The sequence below is a fragment of the Enterobacter sp. JS8-1 genome (assembly GCF_049187015.1).
GTDB lineage: Bacteria > Pseudomonadota > Gammaproteobacteria > Enterobacterales > Enterobacteriaceae > Enterobacter > Enterobacter mori.
Genome location: NZ_CP185805.1, coordinates 2,574,056 through 2,599,578, shown reverse-complemented (window position 1 = coordinate 2,599,578; position 25,523 = coordinate 2,574,056). Strand labels below are relative to the sequence as shown.

The following is a 25,523-nucleotide window of genomic DNA, read 5'->3' as shown; positions in this document are numbered from 1 at the left end:
TTAACCGGGAATATGCTGATGTCTGTACATACCGAAACTGCCTCTTCCCAGGGGCAGACCACTGTGCTGGAAAAAGAGGGCGTATACGCCTCCCTGTTTGAAAAAATTAACCTGACCCCGGCCTCCAGCCTGGGTGATATTAACGATTTTCTGGATGATACCGCGATGGCGGACGCTACGGCAGGTGAGCGCCTGACGGCAGCGATGCAGGTGTTTATGGACTGCATCCGCAAATCAGGACAACAGGTTGAAAAGCTCGACAAGACGCTGATTGACCACCATATCGCAGAGCTGGATTTCCAGATTAGCCGCCAGCTGGATGCTGTGATGCATCACGAAGAATTCCAGAAAGTGGAATCCCTGTGGCGCGGCCTGAAGCAGCTGGTGGACAGCACTGACTACCGCCAGAACGTGAAGACTGAAATTCTGGACGTCTCGAAAGACGATCTGCGTCAGGACTTCGAAGACGCGCCGGAACTGATTCAGAGCGGACTCTACTGGCACACCTATACCGCCGAATATGACACCCCTGGCGGAGAGCCAATTGGCTCTGTGATCTCCTCCTATGAATTCGATGCCAGTCCGCAGGACGTGGCGCTGCTGCGCAACATCTCTAAAGTGTCTGCTGCTGCACACATGCCGTTTATCGGTGCCGTCGGCCCGAAATTCTTCCTGAAAGACTCCATGGAAGACGTTGCAGCGATTAAAGATATCGGCAACTACTTCGATCGCGCTGAGTACATTAAGTGGAAATCCTTCCGTGACACCGACGACTCACGCTATATCGGTCTGGTGATGCCGCGCGTGCTGGGGCGTTTGCCGTACGGTCCGGACACCGTGCCGGTACGTAGCTTCAACTATGTCGAGCAGGTGAAGGGCCCGGATCATGAGAAGTATTTGTGGACCAGCGCGTCATTCTCCTTCGCCTCGAACATGGTGAAGAGCTTCATCAATAATGGCTGGTGCGTGCAAATCCGTGGCCCGCAAGCCGGTGGTGCGGTGAAAGATCTCCCGATCCACCTGTATGACCTTGGCACCGGTAACCAGGTGAAAATCCCGTCGGAAGTAATGATCCCGGAAACCCGCGAGTTTGAATTCGCCAACCTTGGCTTTATCCCGCTGTCGTACTACAAAAACCGCGATTATGCCTGCTTCTTCTCGGCTAACTCCGCCCAGAAACCGGCGCTGTACGACACTGCGGACGCCACCGCCAACAGCCGCATCAATGCCCGCCTGCCGTATATCTTCCTGCTGTCGCGCATTGCGCACTACCTGAAACTGATTCAGCGTGAAAACATCGGCACCACCAAAGACCGCCGTCTGCTGGAGCTGGAACTCAATACCTGGGTGCGTGGCCTGGTCACTGAAATGACCGATCCGGGCGATGAGCTGCAGGCCTCACACCCGCTGCGCGATGCGAAAGTGGTGGTGGAAGATATCGAGGACAACCCGGGCTTCTTCCGCGTGAAGCTGTTCGCGGTGCCTCACTTCCAGGTGGAAGGCATGGACGTGAACCTTTCGCTGGTGAGCCAGATGCCGAAAGCAAAAGCGTAAGCTAAGGCAGGAACCGGCTCCGGATCCTGCAGTCGTGGCCTGCTTCCAGCGGGTCATGCTGCTGGGGTTACGTCCTGACTGGGGATGTCAGCTGTCGGTGATGGTCAGTGTCTGTCCGCAGCAGCACCCTGACAGCGAAGCCCTGACCAGTCGCCTGCTGACCCTGCGCTGGCACATCAGCCAGCTGCGTAAAGCAACCGGTCATTCTGTGCCGCTGGTGCTGAATGGGCAGGTCGGCAGCGCGATGACCAATGATGTGTTCTGGCAGGCGGTTTTCCCGGGTGAAGGCGTGAGGGTCTGGCGTGAATCTACAGCCCCGGGTTCTGTTGCTGAATGGGTTACCACCGGCGGAACGCCTGCGATGCAGCAGCAGGTGTTGATAAACAGTCTGATGAACTGGTTCCGTCAGCATGTCCAGGCCGTCTTTATGGATGAGAACCCCGATGTGCCGGTCATTGCACCTGTTGCGGTGCTGTGGGGAATGGGGCCGATCCTGGCCGGAAACCTGGCCACATCGGCCTGGACGATATGGCTTTCCCGTCACACCGCGATGCAGCAGGTGTCTGGCTGGCAGCCGGTGGGAACGGACAGTACGGTGATTTCCCTGTTCCCGGATTTTATTCTGCCATTACTGCCGGAAGGGCGGGGTCTGACGCCGCGTGAGCGAACCTGGCGCTGTGCGCTTGGGATCTTCACGCTGGCGGCCATTGCTGCATTGCTCAGCAGTGGCTGGAACAATCGCCAGCTGCTGCAACGCGTGAGCTTCGATATTGTCCGTTACAACAGCATCGCGATGGATGATTACGGTCCGAAAGCCAGCGCCGTACAGGTGCTGCGCGAGGATGCGGCGCTGCTGGATGAGCAGGTGCGCAATGGTGTACCTGCCCGGCTGGGCCTGGGGCTTTATCGGGGGGAACGTCTGCGCATACCGGTGCTGGAAGCGATCAGCTCGTATGTGCCGCCGGCTCCGCCACCGAAGCCTGTGGAAAAGGTCGCGCCAAAAATCATCCGCCTCGACAGCATGTCGCTGTTCGATACCGGCAAATGGGCCCTGAAACCCGGCTCGGTGAAGCTGCTGGTGAACTCGCTGGTAGGGATTCAGGCAAAGCCCGGCTGGCTGATTGTGGTGGCAGGCCATACCGACAGCACGGGCGATGACCCGTCCAACCAGGTGCTGTCGTTTAAGCGTGCGGAGTCCGTGCGCGACTGGATGCGCGATACCGGCGACGTGCCGGAGAGCTGTTTTGCGGTGCAGGGCTACGGCGAAAGCCGTCCTGTCGCCACCAACGACACCCCGGGGGGCCGTGCGCTCAACCGCCGTGTCGAAATCAGCCTGGTGCCGCAGGCAAATGCCTGCCGGCTGCCGGGCAACACACCCGCGTCATCGGATGATGGCGCGTCAAAAAATGAAATGGAGTAATTAACATGGCAATTCCTGTTTATCTGTGGCTGAAGGACGACGGCGGCGCGGACATTAAAGGTTCCGTGGACGTGAAGGACCGTGAAGGCAGCATCGAGGTGGTGGCGCAGGAGCATAACCTATACATCCCGACCGACAACAACACCGGCAAACTGACCGGTACGCGTATCCACACGCCGTTCCTGTTCACCAAGGAAATCGACTCCTCCAGCCCGTACCTGTACAAGGCGGTGACCACCGGCCAGACCCTGAAGTCTGCGGAGTTCAAGTGGTACAAAATCAACGATGCGGGCCAGGAAGTGGAGTACTTCAACACCAAACTGGAAAACGTGAAGCTGGTGAAAGTGAATCCGAAGATGCACGACATCAAGGATCCGGCGTTCGAGAAGCACAACCACCTCGAGCAGATTGAGCTGCGCTACGAAAAAATCACCTGGACCTACAAGGACGGCAACATCATCCATTCCGACAGCTGGAACGAACGCGCCACTGCGTAAGTCGCAAGCGGGCAGAGCCTCTCTGTCCGCTTTTTTCTTTGCTGAGCGCCTGAGAAACAGGTGTTGAGCAAAGAAAACACAATCTGCCTGCCTGACCTGATGCGCTTTGGTGAACAGCGAGGGGCGGTAGCGTGCTCGGAACTGATAAAGAGAGAGAGTCTCATGGAAAATCCCACCGTCCTGTTACGCCGTCTTAACCCCTACTGCGCCCGCGCGATGGAAGGGGCTGCCTCCCTGTGCCAGACCCGCGCCCACGCCGAAATCCTGCCCGAGCACTGGCTGCTGAAGCTGCTGGAGCAGGGCGAGGGCGATCTGACGGTGCTGGCGCGCCGCTATGAATGGAATATGGACGCCATCTGGCAGGTTTTGCTGGCATTTCTCGACACGCTGCCCCGTTCAGTGCGCAGCCGTCCGCAGCTCTCCGACAGTATTCAGAGCCTGATGCAGGATGCTTGGCTCTGCGCCTCGCTGGCGGGTGAAGGACACATCCGCAGCATTCATCTGCTGATGGCGCTTGTTGATAAGCCGAACCTGGTGCGCTGTGACGGTTTGTGGCCGCTGCTGACCCTGGCGCAGAGCCAGCTGGAGCGTCTGCGCGTGTTGCTGGATGCACAGTCGGACGAGCGTCCGGAGGTGCAGCAGGAAGAAGAGCTGGCGCAGGACGGCGAGGTGACGTTTGTCGGCCGCCCGGTTGATGCCGGAGTGAAAGAGGGGGAACTGAATCCGGCCCTGCAAAACGCCCTCGATAAATTCACCCTCGACGTCACCGCCCGTGCCCGCGAGGGCCGAATCGACCCGGTGTTCGGCCGTGACAACGAAATCCGCCAGATGGTGGATATTCTCTCGCGCAGAAGAAAGAACAACCCGATTCTGGTCGGCGAGCCGGGCGTGGGGAAAACCGCCCTGGTGGAAGGGCTGGCGCTGCGCATCGCGGAGGGCAACGTGCCGGACGCACTGAAGCCGGTCTCGGTACGCACCCTTGGTTACAGCCTTAGCAGCGGCATATGCCGGTATGACATCACCACCATCCGGCTGGTGAACGGAGATCGCAGCGTGAGTATTATGCCGGAGCAACTCTGTCGTAGCGCGGAGAGGGGCTATGTGACAATGCGGGTTGATGCGCTCGGCATCAACCAGGTGTTTTGCCTGAGCATGGCACCGGAGGAAGGCTGGTTTATCCGGTGTGAACAGCAGGGCGTAAAAGAGAATGCCATTATGACGGAAAATCATTTTTTCCTGGCAGTGGACTGTCTGGCCTGAATATTCCAGCCGGGTACCCGGCACATTGAGCACTGTAATGTAAGACATTACTGGCGCAACTGGCGCAACTGGCGCAACTGGCGCAAGGCTTTAAACGAGTCTTACGGCGCTTCAATGGTGGGATAAAGGCTATTTTCAAAATAGGCGACCAGCACCCAAATCTCACCACTAAAAATAAACCACAAACCCAATATAATAAGGCAGAGAATAATTAAGGTGAGGAGTATTTCTGTTTTTCCCATCTCAGCGATTACCCACCTGAAGTCTGTTTCAGCCCTGGCTGGGATTCTAACGGGGCTTTCTTCACAACTCCAGCTTCATGCGGCCAGCACTTTGTTGCGACCGTCATTCTTGGCGCGGTAGAGCGCATCATCGACACGTTTGAAGAGGTCATCAATGCTTTCGCCCTGGTTGTGGCGTGCAACGCCGATGCTGACGGTGAAGCGGGGCAATCCAGGAATCGTAATGTGTGCTACTGCGGCACGAATGGTTTCCGCTATCTGCATCGCGGTTTCAAGCGGTGTTCGCGGCAGCAGGAGCACGAACTCCTCGCCACCCCAGCGGAAAACGTAGTCATCGGGACGGCTGCAGGCTTCCAGCATGCGCGAAAGCGAAATGAGTACCTCGTCACCCTTAAGATGTCCGAAGAGGTCATTGATGTTTTTGAAATGGTCAGTATCTACCAGCATCAGGCTAAACTGCTGCTGTGCCGGGAGGTGAGAAAGCGTGGTTTGCTCTGTGATGTTGTAAAACTGTCGGCGATTAAGCAGACCGGTCATTGAATCTCGCAGGGCTGCATGTTCCAGCTCCTGCTCGAGCCGCTTTTGTTCAGTGATATCGTGAATAATGCACAACATTAGCTTATCGCCGTAGATCTCAATGGGTCCGGCGTAGGTCTGTACGTGTCGGGTCGAACCATCCGCCAGTCGGTGGACAAAATTTAGCGGTTTATGTCCTCCGGGCAGGCTGGCGATCTCCGTCATAATAGGCAAGATGTCGCGCCCAAGCGTGTTGATTTCCCAGGTATGTTTACGGCACATTTCCTCATGGGTGTAGCCATAAAAATTAAGCGCAGCCAGGTTGGCGTCAACAATGTGACCATCACGCGCCGTATCGATTAACAACATTGGTGCGCTGTTAGTAAGAAAAAAGCGCGCGTAGAATCCCTGTTTTTTTCGCTGATAGGTTGCTGAACGGCTGGCTTTAAGCCCGGAAGGCGCCTGCTGCGAAAGCCCCTCAAACACAATCACATCACCATAAGGTGCCAGATGCGTCAGCGTCAGACGACAGCTCAGCGTGCTCTCTTGATTGTCTCGCCAGACGGTGAGTATTTCGACGATATCCAGTTCGCTTTTAAGTTCGGGAACATACATTGAGAGAGCGGTTTGCGCATTAGCGGAATAGATCCCAGTGCGCATCTCGGTCAACGTTTTATCACCCATAAGTTTAGTCGCCGCAGTATTGGCAAATATAATATTTTCTGCGACGGGTGAAATCAGCCACACCGGGTTTTTAATAACATTCAGCGCATCGAAGCAATATTGCGACATAGGGAATTCCTGTACATCGGCACGGTATACCTGACGATCACGCCGGAATTGACTCGCGTGGGCTCCTTTGAAACATACCTTACTTAATCACATCAGGCGTGGTTTTTTTGTGAAATAAAAGGGGATTCCGCCTGAATTTTACCGATTGGTATAATCTGTCTTTCAGATGTTTTTTGCAGAAGCAGCCACGGAACCTGTTCTGCAGGTAAAGGGCGGGAGTACAGGAACCCCTGGAGATAATCACAACCCAGACTCGCCAGCATTGTCCTCTGCGCTTCGGTTTCAATTCCTTCTGCAACGACATTCATCTCCAGAGTCCGGGCGATGGTAATTATCGTTTCTACAAGCTTTCTGCTTTTCTCATTTTCAAGCATTGAACTGACGAAGCTTTTATCGATTTTCAGCTCTTTCGCCGGTAAGACGCTGAGCATGAGAAGATTCGAATAACCCGTACCAAAATCATCTATCGAAACGGTAATCCCTGCCTGGTTGAACGCGGTGAGCAATTCAATGCTGCGATCGAGGTTTTTTAGCGCCGTGCTTTCCGTCACTTCAAGGATCAACCGGGAGGGGGCCAGGTTATATTTTTGCAGCATGGACGAGATAACCTGAAAGATATCCTGCTGTTCAAATTGCATCGGCGACAGGTTGAATGACAATGTCCATTGGCTGAACCCCTGTTCAGTCCAGAAACTCAGCTGTTTACAGGCCGCTTCAATCGCCCAGTTACCCACGGGAATGATCAACCCGGTTTGTTCCAGCGACGGTAAAAAGAGACTGGGCAGTAAAACACCTTGTTCCGGGTGACGCCAGCGTAGCAGTGCCTCAAACCCGTGAATGGTGTTCTCTTCTGCCAGCCAGGTTGGCTGATACCACATTTCAAACTGATCGCGTTCCAGCGCCAGGGATAACTCCTGCAAAAAGGCAGGTTCAGCAGGAACCGTCGTCGACATCTCTGCGCGATAAATGGCCCAGCCGTTACGACCTTGCTTTTTCACGTTATGCATCGCCGCATCGGCCTTAAGCTTTAGCTCATGCAGGGTTTCACCGTGTTGAGGATAGAGGCTTACTCCTGCGCTGAGCGTGATGGTTAACGTATGCCCGCAAAGGGAAAGTGGACGGCGGATATCGTTCAGCAGGGGTGAAAGCAGCGCGTTCAGCTTGTCGTCATCGCATTCTGGGACCAGCAAAATGAAAGCATCACCACCCAGGCGTGCCAGCGTCATTTCGCGTGTTAACCGTGCAGTCACGCGATGAGCCACGTTTATCAGCAGTTCATCGCCAACGTGATGACCCCAGATATCATTAATGCGTTTGAAATGGTCAATATCGAAAAATATCACCGCAAACGGCTTTTTGCTCAGCAGTGCGCTGTGCAGGCAGTCCTGCATCCGCACGTCCATCTGGTGACGATTGGCAAGTCCGGTAAGCACATCAAAACGTGCCTGCAACTCCAGCTGTCGGTTGAGTTGGCGCAAATTATCCGTCAGCCGGTTAGTCCGCCAGTGTGAATCCATCAGCGAGATAATCAACATCACACCGAGCAAACATAATGTGGTAACGGATACCCAAATTGATAATCCCAGTTCACTGATACCGCCCGGTAATGTGTTTTCCATTTCGTGGAAATGCGCGGCGTGCATTCCGGTGTAATGCATGGCGCAAATGGCTGCAGCCATCACTAGCGCAGCCGCAAGGCGGTTGATGTACACGCCTTTACGCTTTTCCCGTAAATGGAAGGCTAACCACAGTGCCGCGCCGGATGCGATGACGGCAATCAGCACCGATAAGAGGACAATACGTCGATCCCAGATAATGCTGCCCTTCAGCATTAATGCGGCCATGCCGACATAGTGCATGGAAACGACACCCGCGCTGAGGATCAGCGTGGCGAGGATCAGTCGATAAGGGGAGAGCGATTTCCCGGGAACGGCGATATTAATGGCAAGCGTTGAAGCAACGACGGCAATACCCAGCGAGCCGACGGTGAGCCAGAGGTGGTAGCTCATGATCATCGGCATTTTCATCGACAGCATGCCGATGAAATGCATAGACCAGATCCCGATACCTAAGGTCACGCCACCGGCCATACGCCAGAATAGTGCTGCCTTACGGGGGGCAAGGGGGATTTTACCCGCGCTGTCTAAAGCCACAAATGAGGCGATAAACGCCACCAAATAAGAAATGGCTATTAAAACAGGGTCCCACGATACGTTGAGCATTATGTCATCCCACGCCAAAAGTTACGGAGTTATCAATTAATAAAGAATATAAAATATATTAAGAAAATTACTCTTTTAAGTGCGACTAAACAGTATCCCGTTTTAAATGCAATGCCTCTTAAATACGTATGAATATCTATCGCGTGGCGTAAGAACAGAGTATCGCGTCCGGGTGGCATAAACCAGAGTGGTAGCATGTCGAGCAATGCATTTCCTGTAAAACCCGCTTTTATTCTCTCTTAAGTGAAATCACGCCAATCAAACTGCGAAACAACAAACTCGCGCAGATCGTGAGGACAAAGCTATCGTGCAATGCTATAAATTTTAATGCCGATAAAAATATAAAGCCCCAGGAAAAAAGTATGCTAAGAAATATTAGTGTCAGAACTTTTATTGTCTATTTCCTTTTGTGTCTCTTTTTAGTTAATAACGGAGTGATTGCATTGTTTGCTAATGGCGTGTCACTTTTTATTGCCGTGAATACTACACAACTCATCGCTCTGATTTTACTTTGGGCGTACATGACAAAATATCTTGTGACGCCGATCAATACTGTGAAGAAAAGTATTGAAGAAGTGACGTCGGGCAATCTTGGCGTCTCTATCCCTGAATTTGGCAACAACTGCGCAGGGCGTTTGATTCCAGGGATTAATAGCTTGTCCAGTAACATCGCAACGCTGGTCAGCGAGATCAGATCCTCTTCACAAACGGCCATGACGCTTGCGGAGCAACTCTCGTCCCGCAGTGCAGAGCTGTCGGTAAAGACCGAACAGCAGTCAGCGTCATTGATCCAGACGGCGGCCAGCATGGAACAAATGGCTGCGAGTACCCGAAACAATGCAGACAATACCCGTTTAGCCAGTGAGCAAGCGAATGCCGCGACGTTACAGGCACAAAAAGGCGGACAATTAATGGGGCAGGTTGCTAACAACATGCAGTCGATAACCGAATGTGCCCTGCAAATGACGGAAATTATTTCCCTTATCGATGGTATCGCTTTCCAGACCAATATTCTGGCGCTTAACGCGGCGGTAGAGGCTGCACGCGCGGGCGATCATGGCAAAGGATTTTCCGTGGTGGCGGGTGAAGTCCGTAATCTCGCACACCGAAGCGCAGAAGCGGCGAAAAACATCAAGTCGCTGATTGACGTGACCAGCAATAACGTGACGCAGGGCGTTAACGTTGTCTCGCAAGCGGAGAGAAATATGCAGGATATCGTGGCGGGGTCGAACAACGTCAGCCGGTTAATGGACGATATTTCTGCCTCCACGTCAGAACAGGAAAAGGGAATTTCGCAGATAACGCAGGCGCTGTCTGAACTGGAACGCGTGACGCAGAGCAATGTCGCCATGGTGGAGGAGCTCAACGGATCCTCCGATGTGCTGCGTAACCAGGTGATTGAACTGCAAACCCGCACGCGTAATTTCCGACTTGACCAGCGACATCTCGCGGATGAACCCTCACCGCGGCGTCAACGTTCCCCGATCCCCTCTCTCTGATAAAAAGCCTGGCTTGCCAGGCTTTTTCTTTGATGCGAAAAGTACAATTCCTGAGCGCATTCAGCGCGATGCTGAACATATCTATTGCTTAAGCCTGGACGAAAGCTAGACTGACACCGTAAAGATGAAAAGCGGGAGGCGCTGTGGAGAGCATTAAAGGGTCCGAAATTAACGTGCCTGACGCAGTTTTTGCGTGGGTGTTCGATGGCCGTGGTGGTGCGAGGCCGCTGGAAAACAGCGATGATATTGATAGTGAACATCCCTGCTGGCTGCATTTGAACTACACCCATCCAGACAGTGCCCAGTGGCTGGCATCGACGCCGCTCTTACCCAATAACGTGCGTGATGCGCTCGCAGGAGAGAGCCTCAGGCCACGCGTCAGCAGAATGGGCGAGGGGACATTAATTACGCTGCGCTGCATTAACGGCAGCACGGATGAACGTCCCGACCAACTGGTTGCCATGCGCCTCTATATGGATGAGCGGATGATTGTCTCCACCCGGCAGCGTAAGGTGCTGGCGCTGGATGACGTGGTTAACGATCTGAAAGAGGGCACGGGCCCGACGGATTGCGGCAGCTGGCTGGTGGACGTCTGCGATGCCCTGACCGATCATGCCAGCGAGTTTATCGAAGAGCTGCACGATAAAATTATCGATCTGGAGGACAATCTGCTCGATCAGCAGATCCCCCCCCGCGGTTTTCTGGCGCTTTTACGCAAACAGTTGATCGTCATGCGTCGCTACATGACGCCACAGCGCGATGTGTACGCGCGACTGGCCAGCGAGCGGCTGAGCTGGATGAACGATGACCAGCGTAGAAGAATGCAGGACATTGCTGACAGGCTAGGACGAGGACTGGACGAGATCGACTCCTGTATTGCCCGAACGGCGGTGATGGCGGACGAAATTGCCCAAGTGATGCAGGAGTCACTCTCGAGACGAACTTATACGATGTCACTCATGGCGATGGTCTTTTTGCCCAGCACTTTTCTGACGGGGCTGTTTGGCGTCAATCTTGGCGGAATACCCGGCGGAGAATACCACTATGGTTTTACGACCTTTTGCGTCATGTTAGTGGTTTTGATTGGCGGTGTTGCATGGTGGTTGCATCGTAGTAAATGGTTGTAAATTTGTACTTTTTCGGTCAGTAGATTGCTTCAAAACGACATTTTAATTGAGCGAAGTCAATAAACATCGGCACCGCAAGGTGCAATATTACTCCCGCAGGTGAATGCAACGTCAAGCGATGGGCGTTGCGCTCCATATTGTCTTACTTCCTTTTTTTGAATTACTGCATAGCACAATTGATTCGTACGACGCCGACTTAATAGTCGGCTTTTTTTTGCCTGCCGTTCCCCAGCGACTACCCTAAAAGGGTCAACAAAAAAACCTGGAGGAAGAGATGAGCATGCTACTCGCGCTGCAATTCATGAATACACGCCAGTCCGACCCGGTACCTACCGACCCAACGCCGATGCCCGATCCCATCCCGCGTCCTCAGCCAATGCCGGACCCGCCGCCAGATGAAGAACCGATTAAAATGTCGCATCCAACCCTGATATCTGCGAGGATACGCGCCATCTGACTGCGAAGATGACCACGAGAGAATACTGTGACCGCTTTTTCTACCCTGAACGTTCTGCCTGCTGCCCAACTTGATAACCTTAACGAGTTGGGATACCTCACTATGACCCCTGTACAGGCGGCTGCGCTGCCGGCCATCCTGGAAGGCCGTGACGTACGCGTGCAGGCAAAAACCGGCAGTGGGAAAACGGCTGCATTTGGTCTCGGGCTGTTGCAGCATATTGATGCGGCGTTATTCCAGACGCAGTCGCTGATTCTGTGTCCGACCCGCGAACTGGCGGACCAGGTCGCCGGAGAGTTGCGCCGTCTGGCACGTTTTCTGCCGAACACCAAAATTTTAACCCTCTGTGGCGGGCAACCTTTTGGCGCACAGCGTGATTCGCTGCAGCATGCGCCGCACATTATTGTTGCCACGCCGGGACGCCTGCTCGATCACCTACAAAAGGGGACGGTTTCGCTTGATGCCCTTCAGACGCTGGTGATGGATGAAGCCGATCGTATGCTCGACATGGGCTTTAGCGATGCTATTGATGAGGTGATCCGCTTTGCGCCGCAGGATCGTCAGACGCTGTTGTTCTCCGCGACCTGGCCTGAAGCCATCGCGGCAATCAGTGGTCGTGTGCAGAAGAATCCGTTGACCATTGAAATTGATAGCGTTGATGCTCTGCCCGCCATCGAACAGCAGTTCTTTGAAACGTCGCAGCACGGCAAAATCTCGCTGCTGCAAAAGCTGCTGAGCCAGCATCAGCCTGCTTCCTGCGTGGTGTTTTGCAACACTAAAAAGGATTGTCAGTCGGTCTGCGATGCCCTGAACGCCGCTGGTCAAAGCGCACTGTCGCTGCATGGGGATTTGGAGCAGCGCGACCGCGATCAGACGCTGGTGCGTTTTGCTAACGGCAGTGCGCGCGTTTTGGTCGCGACCGACGTTGCCGCCCGCGGTCTGGATATTAAATCGCTCGAGCTGGTGGTTAACTTCGAACTGGCCTGGGATCCCGAGGTACACGTCCATCGTATTGGTCGTACCGCGCGCGCGGGCAACAGCGGTCTTGCCATCAGCTTCTGCGCACCGGAAGAGGCGCAGCGCGCCAATATCCTTTCTGAAATGCTGCAGATTAAACTGAACTGGGTGAATGCCCCGGGCAATATCAGCATTGTCCCGCTGGAGGCTGAAATGGCGACGCTGTGCATCGACGGCGGCAAAAAAGCCAAGATGCGTCCGGGTGATGTCTTAGGGGCGCTGACCGGAGATATCGGTCTGGACGGGGCGGATATCGGAAAGATTGCGGTTCATCCGGCGCACGTTTACGTGGCGGTTCGCCAGTCGGTGGCGCATAAAGCCTGGAAGCAGCTGCAAAACGGTAAAATTAAAGGCAAAGCCTGCCGCGTTCGTCTGCTGAAGTAAGCGAAAAAAGCGTCTCAGATATCTCTCTGAGACGCTTCGTTTTATTTCACTTCCAGCACATTCAGACGCAGTTCTTCTAACTGGCTGTCATCTTCTTCCGGCTGCCAGCCCGCAGGCTGCATTGGGAGCTCTTCCCGGTCAAACGCCAGATCGCCACCGTTAACCACTTCTGATTCGTGGTTTATGCCTTTGAAGTCGAATAACTCTACATCCGCGAGATGGGAAGGGACGACGTTCTGCATCGCGCTGAACATGGTTTCGATCCGACCAGGATAACGTTTGTCCCAGTCGCGCAGCATGTCACCAATCACCTGACGCTGCAGGTTCGGCTGTGAGCCGCAGAGATTACATGGAATGATCGGGAAACCTTTAGCCTGAGAAAAACGCTCAATGTCTTTTTCACGGCAGTAGGCGAGGGGGCGGATCACAATGTGTTTGCCGTCATCGCTCATTAGCTTAGGTGGCATGCCTTTCATCTTGCCGCCGTAGAACATGTTCAGGAACAGCGTTTGCAGGATATCGTCGCGGTGATGTCCGAGCGCAATTTTGGTCGCGCCCAGCTCCGTCGCGGTACGGTAGAGGATCCCGCGGCGTAAGCGAGAGCACAGCGAGCAGGTCGTTTTCCCTTCCGGGATCTTCTCTTTAACTATGCCGTAGGTGTTTTCTTCGACGATTTTGTACTCAACACCCAGATTTTCAAGATACTCTGGCAGAATGTGCTCAGGGAACCCCGGCTGTTTCTGATCGAGGTTGACCGCCACCAGGGAAAACTTCACCGGTGCGCTTTGCTGAAGATTACGCAAGATCTCCAGCATGGTGTAGCTGTCTTTACCCCCTGACAGACAAACCATGATGCGGTCGCCTTCTTCAATCATGTTGAAGTCCGCAATGGCTTCGCCCACGTTACGGCGCAAACGCTTTTGCAGCTTGTTCAGGTTGTATTGTTCTTTTTTGTTAATTTCTTGATTTTGTTGCATTTATTACTACCTTCGGAGCCGATAGGGGCATAATAGGGGCAAAAATTTTTCAGCGTGCGAGCTTATCGTTAAGCATCAGCACCTGTTCGCCATTCATCTCTTCAATCCACGCACCGTAGACTTCATAAACCATTTGCGCGTTTTCATGCCCCATCTGGCTGGCTATGAAAGACGGGTTAGCGCCGGCAGATAACAGCCAGCAAGCAAAAGTATGCCGCGTATGGTACGGATTCCGGCGGCGAATACCAGCACGTTTTACAGCTGCGTTGAATCTCGCACCTATGCTCGATAAAGAGTAGTAGGCTTTCTGTTCTCCCTTGCGCATCCGGGGTATGAAAACGAATCGCAGACTTTGATGTTCCACTGCGCCATACTCGCGATGATTAAAGACAATTTCGGTTTTAGGCTGCAGCGCCGTCAGCTTGCGCTGTGCTTTCAAGGCTTCAAGTGCCGGTTCTAAAAGGGTGATAACCCGGTTACCTGCTTCGGTTTTTGGTGGGCCGAACATGCCCAAGGCATTAAGATTGCGCTGTATATGAGCCGTACCTTTTTCCCAGTCAATATCTTCCCAGGCAAGGGCTGCGAGCTCTCCATGACGGACACCTGTATAAACTGCGAACGTCCACATATTGAGGCTTTGGCCACGCTCGGATTCCGCAAGCAAACTAAACTCCTGCTTCGTTAAAGGATCCGGTTTTACTTTCCCTTTGTGTAATTTCTTGATCCCTTCGAAGGGCTTACCACTGGTAAAGCCTGATTTGTGTGCAAACCGAAGAAGGGAGCACAGTAGCGATATATAGTTATTCACGGTACGCACAGTGCGTCCCTGTTTGTTGCTTCTGGGATTTGCCAGGTAAAGTGTCTCACCGTTCAACAGCTCCTTTCTGTATTTCAGAATGTCGCTGTGGCGTATAGTTGAAACAGGCGTATCTCCGTTAATGATGTGCATTAACGTACCGAGTTGTGAGCGCGTCTTACGCATCGTATTCGCGCTAATTTCTGTTTCTTTAATGTTCGTCCACAGTTCACACAGCTCTGAAAAGGTTTGAACTGAAACAGTGGTTACGGTTTTTTTTGCTATGGACGATGAAGGAAAGCGCTGGTTGTAATCAAACTCCCCAAGGTTGATCTCGCTAACGATCACAGCCCGAAGATTCCCAGCTTTTTTGATATTCGCCGGGGTGTTAATCCAACCTTTGAGAATTTCGCGGCAACGTTTTCCCCGGTACATAAACCAGATGCAAATCTTATTGTTTCTGATTTCGACACCTGTAGGCAAAGCTGCCATCTTACGCATCCCTTATTAACTGATTAATTCTCGGATAGTTATACCAGGTTGTGCCACGCAAGGTTTTTTCCCCAGAAGGCGATATCCGTTTAAAATGGACACCTTCCACCCAGCAGCCCTGGCGATACTTCTCAATCTGTCGTTGGGTCAGGCCTGTTTTTTCTGTGAGCCTTGCGCCAACAACCCATTCTTCGTTAAAAATTACCTGCGACATGGTTCACCTCAGGTAACCGGCATGAGTATAGATATGCCGGTCTTTAGTCGTTGATATTTCAGTTTCAGTTTGCCTGGCCGGGAAGGGAACGCAGTCGGCGCATGCCGGTCATTGCTGTGGCCACGTAGCTTGCCTTGCAGTTCACTACCTCGACCCAGACCTTCACGCCTTCCACTCTCACCGTATAGGTCTCTTTCATCTTGCTGCGCCCATAGTCGCCGTATCTTTGCTGGTGGGCTGCGAGTGCGATTTCACATGCCTGGCGAGCCAAAGGGGATTGCTTACTGCCTCGGTTAATCAGTCGCATTTCTTCTCCTTGAGGGAGGGTTTCCCCTCCCGATCTCGTTAGTCCAGGTATTCCGGTTTCATATCCGCCAGGGTGATGCTGAACTGACCATGCAGCTCGTCGCCCAGATGTCGTTTCGACGATGCAAGAACGCGCTCTACTTCTGCGAACCGCGCAGCTGCATCGGGCTCATCTGAAGTTGGCAAGGAATTGATGGCGGCTTCGACTTTGTTCCGTGCATCAACCATGTAATAACGCTTCACGGCCTTGTTTTTCAGCTCAGTGAACAGGGCAGAACCCAGCGTTGCTTTCACGGTTTCAATATCTGCGCGCAGAGCTTTAGCGCTATCCACATCCTGAGCCGCCTCGATGCGATCACGGAAATCATCAGCAAGTGCATCGATGTTTTGAGCTGATTCCTGAGCCGTTTGAGTCGTAGTGACGTTGTCACCTGAAATATCAGCGAGGCTAACGTGCTGCGCCGGTGCCGGGTTTACCTCTCGTTCTTCACGTCGATCATCGAGCTCATCCGGGGTATAAACGCCCAGAATCACATCCGGGCAGAACAGCCTCGCCCAGCGTTTAACGGCCAGGTACGCCAGTTGCTGGCGAGGGTCGTCAGCCCAAAGGGTAGAGTTTCGGGTTCGGGCCTGAGCCAGCAGTAAATCAAGTTCTCTCGGCTGATCTTCGCCTTTCAGGATTGCGCTGATAATGATGCCGATCCCTGCTTCGTCAGCCAGGGTCCAGCCCGGGACTCGGTACTCGCCTTTGTCGCCTTTACGGATATGGAATTTCCCAACGACCTTTTCCCATGGCCCGTACCATTCATATTCAAAGCGGCTGGCCAGTACGCCGCTGCGTGAAATTACGGCATTAACCAGCTGCGCTTCATACCCGAGCACACCGTTAATCAGGTGCGTCTTCTGCGCCACGGCAAAGGGATTCATCTGCCACTGTGCCGCTTGCATCGCTACAGCCATGCAGTCGGCTTGGTTGCCCTGAAGGTGTTTAGGAACGGTGGCAGTGCCTTGGGCCATAATCTGCGCGAACGTGCTGATGGCGTTCAGATACTGGGAATCGAACAAAGCCACGTTGGAGTTAATAACGGTGTTCTGGTCAGCAACGGTAACGTTTGTGTTATGCATAAATCCCCCTTAAGCCTTAGCGCGCAGCGCTTCGAGGCGGCGCATGTCAAAGTCGTTCAGTTCGTCGGTGTAATCATCGATGATCGGAGCTGGCCATTCCCCGGTGTCGAAGCCGGTTGCGATGGCGCGCATCATTTTGCGGTACTCGAGCATGCCCAGTTCCAGCAGGTCTGGGGATGCCTCGATGATGGCGATCCAGTGGTAGTTCTCGTCTTTGTTGACGAAAATCCAGAAGAACTGGTCCAGCGCCGCGGTCTCGCAATACATAGCCGCACTGAGGTGGTAGTCCCGGTCAATGATTTCCCGGTGTAGCCTGGCCCGCAGGCTTTCCTGCTTCACATTCCACATGCTGATGGTTTTTAGGTCAGCACCGATGCGCACGCCGTCCAGTTCAATCTCGAGGTCAGGGCGAACACGCACTTCTAATCCGGTTTCGTCGTCGAAACCGAAGTAGCTCACCTCTACGGCACGGCTTGGATGTGTCAGCAGCATGCCCGCGGTCGGGTGTGCCAGCAGTGCGGACTGAATTGCTCGCGCTGTGGCCAACTGCTGGCGGGTAACCAGAATCTTTTCACCTGGGTTATGCGCCTGTAACGCCGGCCAGCGGAACGTTTAAACCTGATGCGCGTTAATCTCTCCACCTCATCCGACTATTCGTATGCCGTCGGCGGCTACTTCGTGGGCGTCCTGCCTTGGTGGTTCGTAGTGCGTCTTAGTGAGTTAGATTAAACACAAAGTTTAAGTCGTAGTCAACAAAATGAGTAATTTTAGATAAACAAAATGTTTATGTGGTGCTTATGGAGAGTGAAATTTTGTCCTTTGGAGGAAAAAAATTCGACGAAATGGTGCGTTCCGGAAGTCAGCGGAATGGTCGCTTAGTACAAAAGATGTGCTAGTTATTAGAGGGGCATAAAAAAAAGGCCACTTCATGGCCATTACTTATGGTGGATCTTTACGATTCATTGCTGAAAGGATTACTCAATCATCCTGCGAACGAATCCGGCCTTTCATATACTTATCATATAGTTCGTCCAGCTCTTTCAGGCGAAGTGCGAAGATGCGAAACATGTTCTGTTGCTCTTCTTCGGGAAGCTGACGGTAAAGTTCCAACAGCCGTTGTTCGTCCGGCTTCAGTCCATCTTTTTTGCCAACATCTTGGCCAAGCAGCCACTCAAGGCTCACCCCAAGCGCATCCGCCAGCTTAATCGCTGAACTTTTACCAATCGTCCCACGAACAAACCAGTTATTGACCGACTGAGCACTGACGCCGCATATACGGGCCATGTCTGATTTGGTTAACTTCTTGAGCTCAAGAACCTCGTTAAGCCGCTGAACTTGGGGGTGGTTAATCTGATGAGTTTTTTCTTTCATGGACGAATTCTAAACCAAATGTTTATTAGCTCAATATTCAAAATGTTGACACAAACATAAACAATATGTTTAATTGCGTTGTTGTTACAGGAGCTATTTATGAAAGCAATTGATAAAGCAATTACCAAAGCAGGAAATGCTACGCGCTTAGCCCAACTGCTAACCGTAAGCGCCATGACTGTTAGTCATTGGCGAAATCGATATCAGGGTGTCGTACCGGCAGATCGAGTTTTGCAAATTTATGGGGTTACCGGCGTAACTCCGCACGAGCTGCGCCCAGATCTCTACCCAAACCCAACAGACGGTTTACCTAAACAGGATCCTTAACTATGCAAACTGTTTCATTTCAACAGAGTAGCAGAGCTTCCTCTAATCCAATGATATTCCCGTGTCATCAAAGCGAATCGGCAGAGCAGGATCTTGATCATCGAGATATTTGTTCTGCAGTCAGGGCGTGGGCAGCGGCAGAAGGGCGCGTAGCTGTTGCGCTTCAAATCCAAGAAGCGGCGGAAGAACTTCAACTTGATGGCGTAGATTTTTCTGGCCAGGCCGATGTCTGGAACGTGAAGCTGTTCCGCTGGCTAGACAACAAAGAAGACTCCGCATTCTACCGAAAGAACGTCGAACAGTTGGTGCCAGCGATCATGTCCGTATTACCGCTTCGATACCGCGACCGTGTCGTAAAGAACGACTCGTTTGCTTACCGAATGGCCCGGCTGGAAAAAGAGGTGAGTGAGGCGAAGCAAGCTTTGATGCTCGATGCACCGAAGAAGGAAAAGCTGAAGGAGTTAGGCGAGGGGATTTTCGAAATGTTCAGAGTCGATCCTGACCTTACGGCACCGCTGCTGGCGATGGTCACAACCATGCTGGGGGTAATGTGAAGACTTCAGAAAAGGCGAAAGCCGGTCTGCGCGAACAGAACCGACTTTCAGGTGCAAAAACGGAGTGTAATTGCGGAGCTAAGTATGTCAAACACAGCTGAAATTATCAATTTCCCCCACAGAACCGAACAACCGGGAGGTCGTATGGCCGACCTGTCGAACGGGTATACCAAGGTCGCTAACGAGATTCAACAGCTCAAGCCTCGTCTGAGAATGTCAGGCCGTGAGTGGCAATGTTTTGAGGCGGTGATCTGGCTTACCTACGGCTGGAACAAGAAACAAGACCGCGTTACGAACACGGTGATCGCCGAGCTTACAGGGCTGAGTGATTCGCATGTTTCTGATGCGCTCAAATCACTCGCAGAACGCAAAATTATCTTTAGTCAGAAGCAGGGCGTGATGAAAACGGTCGGTATAAATACTGACCTTTCTGCCTGGATTTTAGACAAGCCGAAAACGGGAAAAGTCTTCCCGAAATCGGGAAAAGTGTTACCGAAAACGGGAAAAACCTTCCCGGAAACGGTAGACACCCAAGACTATAACAAGAACAATAATAAAATATCCTCGTCTCGGAATTCTGACGAATCCCGAAACCAGAAAACTGAAAAGTTTCTCTCACGCCATCCAGAAGCTGCCGCCGGGATATACACCCCGGCAGGTAAGTCATGGGGATCCGCTGACGACCTCAAGGCCGCTCACTGGATTTACGACAGGCTTCTCACCGTCAACGCATCGCTATCCGAGCCAAACTGGGCTGAATGGGCAAACACCATCAGGCTGATGCGTGTCCAGGACAAGCGTACTCACTACGAAATCTGTGACTTGTTCCAGTGGGCCAACCGGGACGAGTTCTGGAAAGACAACATCCTGAGCCCCTCGAGTCTGCGCAAACAGTGGGATCAGCTCACTACCAAGCGGCTGCGTGCAACCGGAACGGTAAAGCAATCCCGTGGCGGCATCGACCTGCATAACACCGACTGGATTGACGGGGTGCTGGAATGAAAAACCTCTCAGAGAGCATTCGCAATTTTGACCGGGAACAGGCTCGCCGCGTAGCGCACAACATGCCTGAGCAGTACACCGAACGCGAGCAAACGCAGCAGGTGGCGCATATTATCAACGGGCTATTCATACAGCTGGCAGCTGCGTTTCCGGCAAGCCTGGTTAATCGCAGCCAGGAAGACGTGAACGAAATCCGCCGGCAGTGGGTGCTTGCATTCAAAGAAAATGGGATCACTACCCTGGAGCAGGTTGAAGCGGGAATGCGCATGGTACGGCGGCAGGAGCGTCCATTCCTTCCGTCGCCAGGCCAGTTCATCAAGTGGTGCAGGGAAGGGCGCTGCGGGCTGGGGATCACCACCGATGACGTAATGGCTGAATACTGGAAGTGGCGCAAGCTGGTATTTCGGTACCCGAGCAGCGAGCAATATCCGTGGCCTAAGCCGGTCTATTATCACATCTGTCTGGAGCTGCGTCGCCGCGGAACCGATGGCCAGCTGTGTCACAAAGAACTCGAGCGCGAGGCTGGCGAGATTCTGGGTATGTGGGAAAAGCGGGTTCTTGATGGAAAGCCTATCCCACCAATAAGCCGAGCACTGACTGCCCCAATGCAAGATCGCGGCCCAACACCGGCAGAAACACTGATTGAAGAGTATCAACGCCGCAAAGCGGCAGGTTTAACCAACTAATCGAGTATTGACAAATGACCAAAACATTAACCCATAAAGAGCAGGTAGCGGTATTCGTGCGCTACCAACCGAACTGCGCCGTAGGGATGTTTCCGAAGCGCTGGACTTAGCTGGGGGCACAGCCGGCAGGTTGCTGCGCGAGCTCTGTGACGAAGGTGTGATCATAAGATCACGTGACAGCGTTCAGTACAAATACAGTTCGGTACCACATGCAGATATTCCAGACGTTATCCTCCCATGCATGGTGTGAAAAAGTCATCCAGTTAGGATGCATGCTGATGAGCAGAAAGCGAAGGCACTTGAGGAAAAAAAGTGGCGAAGAGTGCCGTGGTGTATTCGTCCTTTTTCGACTTAGTTGGTAGTGATTTTGAGGTTGCCTGCATCGCCAAACTTCACAAATACTGCCAGTGTCCAAGTGGGATATGTGAGACAAAAAATCACAATGAGCGCTAAAATCATCAAGCGAATCAACAGCCAAGTGAAAAAGCATGTTCTTATCACGACGATAGTGTCGTGGCTATCTTCGAACTTTATCGAACCATCTCAGATAAGTTCATGCCGCATAACAACAATAGCTAAATCTCTCGGTGATTTTCTTAGGGCGGAAATAGACTTTTATGGATATGTGCTTGTGGTTTCAATTAAAATCCAAGGATGTTTTAATAAAAATGTATTTTCCACAATAGTTGCATGTCGGAAAAAATTGTAATATAACTTGTTTTAATCAATTATACTTATAAGCCATTGAAATTTTAATGTGACTTCATCTCACACATATCATTTGAGGTAACGTTAATGCTAATGTTTATTTGTGTTAAATCATCGCAAGAAAGCCATGTGACGCACAAGTTGTAAAGTTAACGGTATAGTTAACTAAGCTGTAAGGAATGTAGTTAGTAAAAAACTAACTATCCTGCCAACATCTCCTATGCAAAATAAATGAATATTAATATAAACAAGTCCTTCGCGACAGATATATTACTGTTTCTGAAGGGGGAGTCATCTATTTCAAACTCAAAGCTTCAAAATAATACGTATAAATCACGTCAGAGGTAAGAATATGTCATTGAACTATTGTTTTTAAAGCGAGGTTGAATGATGTTTAGTTACTCTTTATGATAAAAAAAAGACAATACATATCTCTTGCTTGCCTATGATACTAGCAATGAAAATCATCTACTGAAGGCGGTGTATCGCGCTATTCGTTCCAACAATAAAACAGCGGGATTTTTTTTCCTCTGGAGAATAAAGTTCCCGAGGAATCCTTCTCTAAATCATAATAGATCTCTTTTCCTGTTGAAAGATAAAAAGCCGGAAGTGGTATCAACTCATGATGAGCATCAACCATATCACTATTGAATTTATTAAGTTTCTGTGATCTCAGATACAAAGTGCTTTTAGTTAGATTGTATTTAAAGAACATTTGTCTATATATAGGCAGCGTTATGTCATTATGATGATAGACACCGTTCATAGTTAGTAAACCTTCTGCTTTACTAAAAAAGGCAAAAGATATATTTAGTTCAATTTTTTTATTTTCTGAATCATAAATAATGAACCTTGAATTGCAGTCCTGCATGGTGATCTTGTTAAGATTGGATTCTAAAAAAAACAATCCTATCAAACTGCAAATGAACACCACGCCACAAATTAACTTCATTTTAAATTAACTCCATAATAAATAAAATTCACACATTTTCTTTTTGAGGCAACTTTGTGAATGTCAACATCGCATGATAGCGCTGACACTGTAGCCGATCCTGGAGGTGCAGAAATATAAATGTATGGGAAAATATCACATCGATTTTTATCTTTTTTTATAACTTCGAAAATAGCACTGTCTTTCTTAAAATCAAAATTTGAAAAAAATTGACATTGCTTATAATGAGCTAGTGGAATATAGCTATCGAACATGTCGACATTATTAATTTCTTTACTTCTATAATCGAAAGCTAACCAAATGATAGAAATAAAAAAAATACTAGCAAAAAAAGCTATGAATTTTCTACTTGGATGATAATCTTTATCGGGAAAAGATTGCTTTTCGTTAATACACTCATTCGGAAGTAATTCATTAAGAGAATCTTCCTCTGATATTTGCATGACATCATACTTTGTAATGTTTCCAACTAATTTAAACCCTAGCCTTGGGACAGTAACTATTTTACTTCCACTCATGCTAAGTAATTTAAATGCTCGTCGAATTTGCGAAATATTTTGATATAGAGTGTTATGAGGCACTAACATTCCTCTCTCTTCCCACACTTCACGAAAAAAAACCTCATGTTTGACTACTCCCGGTGCTGAAGAGATAAGAAGCATGAGGCATTTTGCTGCAGGTGATGTAAGAGTGACCTTCTTTTCTTGATTAGAACTTGACACAAGTAGTTGTTGCTCAACAACAAAAAATACATCATCGATTAAGAAATTATTGCTCATAGAAAGCTCTCATTGTATTTTTCTTTAAAATCAACATGTTATGAAATTCTGAGCTGTAGTAACTAGTATGAGTGTATTACATGTCTGAAGTTTCTTCTAGTTCGAAAAAAATTTGATTAGTTAAATGGCTAAAATGAATTTAGGAACGGGTTAAGGTACGCACAATGGAAACAATTAATTAACAAAATAGCAGCATTGATTAAATAATGAAATTGGTCAAATTCCTTTTAGGAATATTCTGAGTTAGTATGGTGGTAATTTTGTAATATATTTTTTTATCACATTGCATGTTGAATTTAAGCAATTCTGTAAATCAGAAGTAATTTCGATGACTGGTCCTGACACCTCTATTAAGAGATGTATTCTAAACATCTTAGATAATGATTTTGTATGTTAGGTTAAGTCCATTTAAATGGTTGCGCGTAACTTTATTTTCTTTTTCATAAAATAACTTTTTCTCCCATGCAATTTAATCTCGAAATTATTTTTCGTTTCGTTGCATTATAAATATAACTTCTTCGTTTCATGGAAACATTCCGCTTGTTTAAGAAAACCAGGAGTCGACCGAGCATACGCATTGTGCTTGGCGGACATTTAGCATTGTTTCGAAAAGAGTTCCGTTTCGGTCATAACTGAGATTTTCACGAGCCAATTTTCCTTGATTAAGAAAACTATATTATTTTTCTTTATTAATCAATCAGTTGATTGAGATGGTTCTCTTAAAGTGTTGATGTATGCATTCGCATTTCGTGCGGTTAAACCGTTGATCAAACTATTGGATGGGTGTACTGTATGAATATACAGTTAAAGTGTAGGAGGCATTTATGAAAGTTGAATTAACCATTGATCGCATGAAGAAACTTCCTGATGGAGCTATACCTGCACTCGAGTCAGAACTGCTCAAAAGGCTCAGTAAGCAGTTCAATGATTGCCATCTTACGATTAAGCGTGCTGGCAATGATGGGTTGGCTGTTTTCGGAGGCGACAAGAAAGAGGTCGAACATATCGTGCAGGAGACTTGGGAAAGCGCGGACGAGTGGTTTTATTAATCGCGTGAAATTCACTGGAGCAGTTTCAAAGAGTATCGCTGTTTGCGTTCCCCTGGCTGTTCCCGATTACTGTTTATCGCGTCAATAAGTCGCTCTGGGGGGAAATAGTGTGTAGTGCAGATGCCTTTAATGCAGATGATCAATGGTACGACGTGGTCAGAAGGGCCGATAAAGCAGTTATCTATAGCTTCCCGGCGGAAGGGAGATATCTGGTTTATCGAGTAAATGGAATAGTTTCATTACGACCGTTACTCGAAGAGGAAGAAATCTTCACTCTGAACGGGTTTATGCAATTTGCAAAACGACTGGGGTACCGAGTTACACCACCGTCTGATATTATTCTTTCATAGGCCTGAACACCCTATACCTGATGCGCCACGGAGAGAACCATGGCGCTAGAATTACAACTTATAAAACACCATTCAGGAATACTGATCCCGGCTACGCCCGAGACCAGTGATATCCTGCAATCCAAAACCAGGCTCGGCGATGTTCTTGTTGCCGAGTTCAGGCGGGTACGAAACCCGGCATTCCACCGGCGCTTTTTCGCGCTTCTCAATCTCGGCTTTGAATACTGGGAACCAACCGGCGGAGCTATCTCGAGTAACGAGCGGAAGTTGATCAATGGCTACGCAAAATTCCTGGCTTCTTATGGCGGGAATGAGGGTGCGCTTATCGATGCTGCTGAGCAGTATCTGGAACAGGTTGCGTATCGGCGCGTCACAAATGGCATTAGCCTGTGCAAATCCTTCGATGCTTACCGTTCATGGGTGATCGTCGAGGCAGGGCACTTTGATGCCATTCAGTTACCCGACGGAACACTCAAAAAACATCCTCGCAGCATCTCGTTTGCCAACATGGACGAGCTCGAGTTTCAACAACTCTATAAAGCTGCGCTCGATGTCCTCTGGCGCTGGGTCCTGTCGCGTTCATTCCGCAGTCGCGATGAGGCCGAAAACGTCGCCGCACAGCTGCTTGGCTTTGCGGGGTGATGGAATGAAGAAGACCTGGTTCCACCACAACGATTGCAGTACCGAACAGGCCGACGAACTGGTTAAGCGTTACAAGGCGCGCGGCGTACGGGTTGAGCGTAGCCTTAACCCTGATTACGTGACATGGACTGTTAGTGCATTCCTACCTACCTCAAATGCACCAGCGCGCCCAGATAGCCGCTGGCGAAACCGGATGTGGGGGTGAA

At 50.5% G+C, this 25,523-nt stretch carries 25 protein-coding genes and 2 pseudogenes; 16 read left to right on the top strand and 11 right to left on the bottom strand.

The genetic code is table 11. The features are described from left to right. The first annotated feature begins 18 nt into the window (after window positions 1–18). The 4 genes and pseudogenes from tssC to ACOQH0_RS12350 form a co-directional block, all read left to right on the top strand. Window positions 19–1,554: a type VI secretion system contractile sheath large subunit gene (tssC, locus tag ACOQH0_RS12365; protein ID WP_421510457.1), complete on the top strand. Its 1,536-nt coding sequence runs from the start codon at window positions 19–21 to the stop codon at window positions 1,552–1,554. Window positions 1,555–1,609: 55 nt separating this feature from the next. Further along, a complete protein-coding gene (locus ACOQH0_RS12360) occupies window positions 1,610–2,974 on the top strand; it encodes an OmpA family protein (protein WP_421512350.1) in 1,365 nt (454 codons plus the stop codon). 5 nt (window positions 2,975–2,979) lie between these two features. Beyond that, window positions 2,980–3,471: a type VI secretion system effector Hcp gene (gene hcp / locus ACOQH0_RS12355; protein ID WP_042716788.1), complete on the top strand. Its 492-nt coding sequence runs from the start codon at window positions 2,980–2,982 to the stop codon at window positions 3,469–3,471. 162 nt (window positions 3,472–3,633) lie between these two features. Beyond that, window positions 3,634–4,464, top strand: a pseudogene (locus tag ACOQH0_RS12350) (Clp protease N-terminal domain-containing protein); the annotation flags it as partial. Between the two features lie 368 nt (window positions 4,465–4,832). Here the strand turns inward: ACOQH0_RS12350 and ACOQH0_RS12345 are convergent. The 3 genes from ACOQH0_RS12345 to ACOQH0_RS12335 form a co-directional block, all read right to left on the bottom strand. Beyond that, window positions 4,833–4,973 (bottom strand): Ecr family regulatory small membrane protein, encoded by a 141-nt coding sequence (locus ACOQH0_RS12345; protein ID WP_010431575.1) that lies wholly within the window; start codon window positions 4,971–4,973, stop codon window positions 4,833–4,835. Between the two features lie 75 nt (window positions 4,974–5,048). Then, window positions 5,049–6,281, bottom strand: a complete 1,233-nt coding sequence (locus ACOQH0_RS12340; RefSeq protein WP_421510456.1) for a diguanylate cyclase domain-containing protein — start codon at window positions 6,279–6,281, stop codon at window positions 5,049–5,051. Window positions 6,282–6,373: 92 nt separating this feature from the next. Continuing rightward, on the bottom strand, window positions 6,374–8,503 hold the full coding sequence (locus tag ACOQH0_RS12335) for a putative bifunctional diguanylate cyclase/phosphodiesterase (protein WP_421510455.1): 2,130 nt from the start codon (window positions 8,501–8,503) through the stop codon (window positions 6,374–6,376). Window positions 8,504–9,024: 521 nt separating this feature from the next. Between ACOQH0_RS12335 and ACOQH0_RS12330 the strand changes: the two genes are divergently transcribed. The 4 genes from ACOQH0_RS12330 to dbpA all read left to right on the top strand — a co-directional run bounded on the left by ACOQH0_RS12330 (window position 9,025) and on the right by dbpA (window position 12,987). Then, window positions 9,025–10,002, top strand: a complete 978-nt coding sequence (locus tag ACOQH0_RS12330; protein ID WP_041951409.1) for a methyl-accepting chemotaxis protein — start codon at window positions 9,025–9,027, stop codon at window positions 10,000–10,002. A gap of 143 nt (window positions 10,003–10,145) precedes the next feature. After that, window positions 10,146–11,129 carry a zinc transporter ZntB gene (gene zntB / locus ACOQH0_RS12325; protein ID WP_348556006.1) on the top strand — a complete coding sequence of 328 codons (984 nt, stop codon included), beginning with the start codon at window positions 10,146–10,148 and terminating at the stop codon, window positions 11,127–11,129. Window positions 11,130–11,430: 301 nt separating this feature from the next. Next, the gene (locus ACOQH0_RS12320) at window positions 11,431–11,586 is read left to right on the top strand and encodes a hypothetical protein (protein WP_269475491.1); all 156 of its coding nucleotides are present in this window, start codon (window positions 11,431–11,433) and stop codon (window positions 11,584–11,586) included. 27 nt (window positions 11,587–11,613) lie between these two features. After that, window positions 11,614–12,987, top strand: a complete 1,374-nt coding sequence (dbpA, locus tag ACOQH0_RS12315; RefSeq protein WP_108417754.1) for an ATP-dependent RNA helicase DbpA — start codon at window positions 11,614–11,616, stop codon at window positions 12,985–12,987. A gap of 41 nt (window positions 12,988–13,028) precedes the next feature. Here dbpA and ttcA read toward each other — a convergent pair whose 3' ends face one another. From ttcA to ACOQH0_RS12280, 7 genes and pseudogenes are all read right to left on the bottom strand, one after another. Continuing rightward, a complete protein-coding gene (gene ttcA / locus ACOQH0_RS12310; protein ID WP_421510454.1) occupies window positions 13,029–13,964 on the bottom strand; it encodes a tRNA 2-thiocytidine(32) synthetase TtcA in 936 nt (311 codons plus the stop codon). Between the two features lie 49 nt (window positions 13,965–14,013). After that, window positions 14,014–15,252 carry an Arm DNA-binding domain-containing protein gene (locus tag ACOQH0_RS12305; protein ID WP_421510453.1) on the bottom strand — a complete coding sequence of 413 codons (1,239 nt, stop codon included), beginning with the start codon at window positions 15,250–15,252 and terminating at the stop codon, window positions 14,014–14,016. A gap of 1 nt (window position 15,253) precedes the next feature. Further along, window positions 15,254–15,466: an excisionase family protein gene (gene xisR, locus ACOQH0_RS12300; protein ID WP_022651304.1), complete on the bottom strand. Its 213-nt coding sequence runs from the start codon at window positions 15,464–15,466 to the stop codon at window positions 15,254–15,256. Between the two features lie 64 nt (window positions 15,467–15,530). Then, on the bottom strand, window positions 15,531–15,773 hold the full coding sequence (locus ACOQH0_RS12295; RefSeq protein WP_020882485.1) for a DUF4060 family protein: 243 nt from the start codon (window positions 15,771–15,773) through the stop codon (window positions 15,531–15,533). A gap of 38 nt (window positions 15,774–15,811) precedes the next feature. Then, window positions 15,812–16,897 (bottom strand): RecT family recombinase, encoded by a 1,086-nt coding sequence (locus ACOQH0_RS12290; protein ID WP_421510451.1) that lies wholly within the window; start codon window positions 16,895–16,897, stop codon window positions 15,812–15,814. A 9-nt stretch (window positions 16,898–16,906) separates the two neighbouring features. Further along, window positions 16,907–17,479, bottom strand: a pseudogene (locus ACOQH0_RS12285) (PD-(D/E)XK nuclease-like domain-containing protein); the annotation flags it as partial. Between the two features lie 396 nt (window positions 17,480–17,875). Further along, the gene (locus ACOQH0_RS12280) at window positions 17,876–18,268 is read right to left on the bottom strand and encodes a helix-turn-helix domain-containing protein (RefSeq protein ID WP_108417749.1); all 393 of its coding nucleotides are present in this window, start codon (window positions 18,266–18,268) and stop codon (window positions 17,876–17,878) included. A gap of 99 nt (window positions 18,269–18,367) precedes the next feature. Between ACOQH0_RS12280 and ACOQH0_RS12275 the strand changes: the two genes are divergently transcribed. The 4 genes from ACOQH0_RS12275 (at window position 18,368) to ACOQH0_RS12260 (ending at window position 20,837) form a co-directional block, all read left to right on the top strand. Continuing rightward, a complete protein-coding gene (locus ACOQH0_RS12275) occupies window positions 18,368–18,595 on the top strand; it encodes a transcriptional regulator (protein ID WP_072250700.1) in 228 nt (75 codons plus the stop codon). A 2-nt stretch (window positions 18,596–18,597) separates the two neighbouring features. Then, on the top strand, window positions 18,598–19,149 hold the full coding sequence (locus ACOQH0_RS12270) for a toxin YdaT family protein (RefSeq protein ID WP_108417748.1): 552 nt from the start codon (window positions 18,598–18,600) through the stop codon (window positions 19,147–19,149). A gap of 84 nt (window positions 19,150–19,233) precedes the next feature. Then, on the top strand, window positions 19,234–20,151 hold the full coding sequence (locus ACOQH0_RS12265) for a replication protein (RefSeq protein WP_226347803.1): 918 nt from the start codon (window positions 19,234–19,236) through the stop codon (window positions 20,149–20,151). Beyond that, window positions 20,148–20,837, top strand: a complete 690-nt coding sequence (locus tag ACOQH0_RS12260) for a replication protein P (RefSeq protein WP_226347804.1) — start codon at window positions 20,148–20,150, stop codon at window positions 20,835–20,837. The genes ACOQH0_RS12265 and ACOQH0_RS12260 overlap by 4 nt, the downstream gene beginning before the upstream one ends. Before the next feature lie 1,656 nt (window positions 20,838–22,493). Here ACOQH0_RS12260 and ACOQH0_RS12255 read toward each other — a convergent pair. After that, on the bottom strand, window positions 22,494–23,276 hold the full coding sequence (locus ACOQH0_RS12255; RefSeq protein WP_214593920.1) for a winged helix-turn-helix domain-containing protein: 783 nt from the start codon (window positions 23,274–23,276) through the stop codon (window positions 22,494–22,496). A gap of 824 nt (window positions 23,277–24,100) precedes the next feature. Here ACOQH0_RS12255 and ACOQH0_RS12250 point away from each other — a divergent pair. The 4 genes from ACOQH0_RS12250 to ACOQH0_RS12235 all read left to right on the top strand — a co-directional run bounded on the left by ACOQH0_RS12250 (window position 24,101) and on the right by ACOQH0_RS12235 (window position 25,522). Further along, window positions 24,101–24,325: a DinI family protein gene (locus tag ACOQH0_RS12250; RefSeq protein ID WP_214593921.1), complete on the top strand. Its 225-nt coding sequence runs from the start codon at window positions 24,101–24,103 to the stop codon at window positions 24,323–24,325. 107 nt (window positions 24,326–24,432) lie between these two features. Continuing rightward, a complete protein-coding gene (locus ACOQH0_RS12245) occupies window positions 24,433–24,675 on the top strand; it encodes a hypothetical protein (RefSeq protein ID WP_224065701.1) in 243 nt (80 codons plus the stop codon). Between the two features lie 39 nt (window positions 24,676–24,714). Next, window positions 24,715–25,317 carry a DUF1367 family protein gene (locus ACOQH0_RS12240; protein ID WP_218401126.1) on the top strand — a complete coding sequence of 201 codons (603 nt, stop codon included), beginning with the start codon at window positions 24,715–24,717 and terminating at the stop codon, window positions 25,315–25,317. Window positions 25,318–25,321: 4 nt separating this feature from the next. Beyond that, window positions 25,322–25,522 carry a hypothetical protein gene (locus tag ACOQH0_RS12235; RefSeq protein WP_226347805.1) on the top strand — a complete coding sequence of 67 codons (201 nt, stop codon included), beginning with the start codon at window positions 25,322–25,324 and terminating at the stop codon, window positions 25,520–25,522. Window position 25,523: the final 1 nt, after the last annotated feature.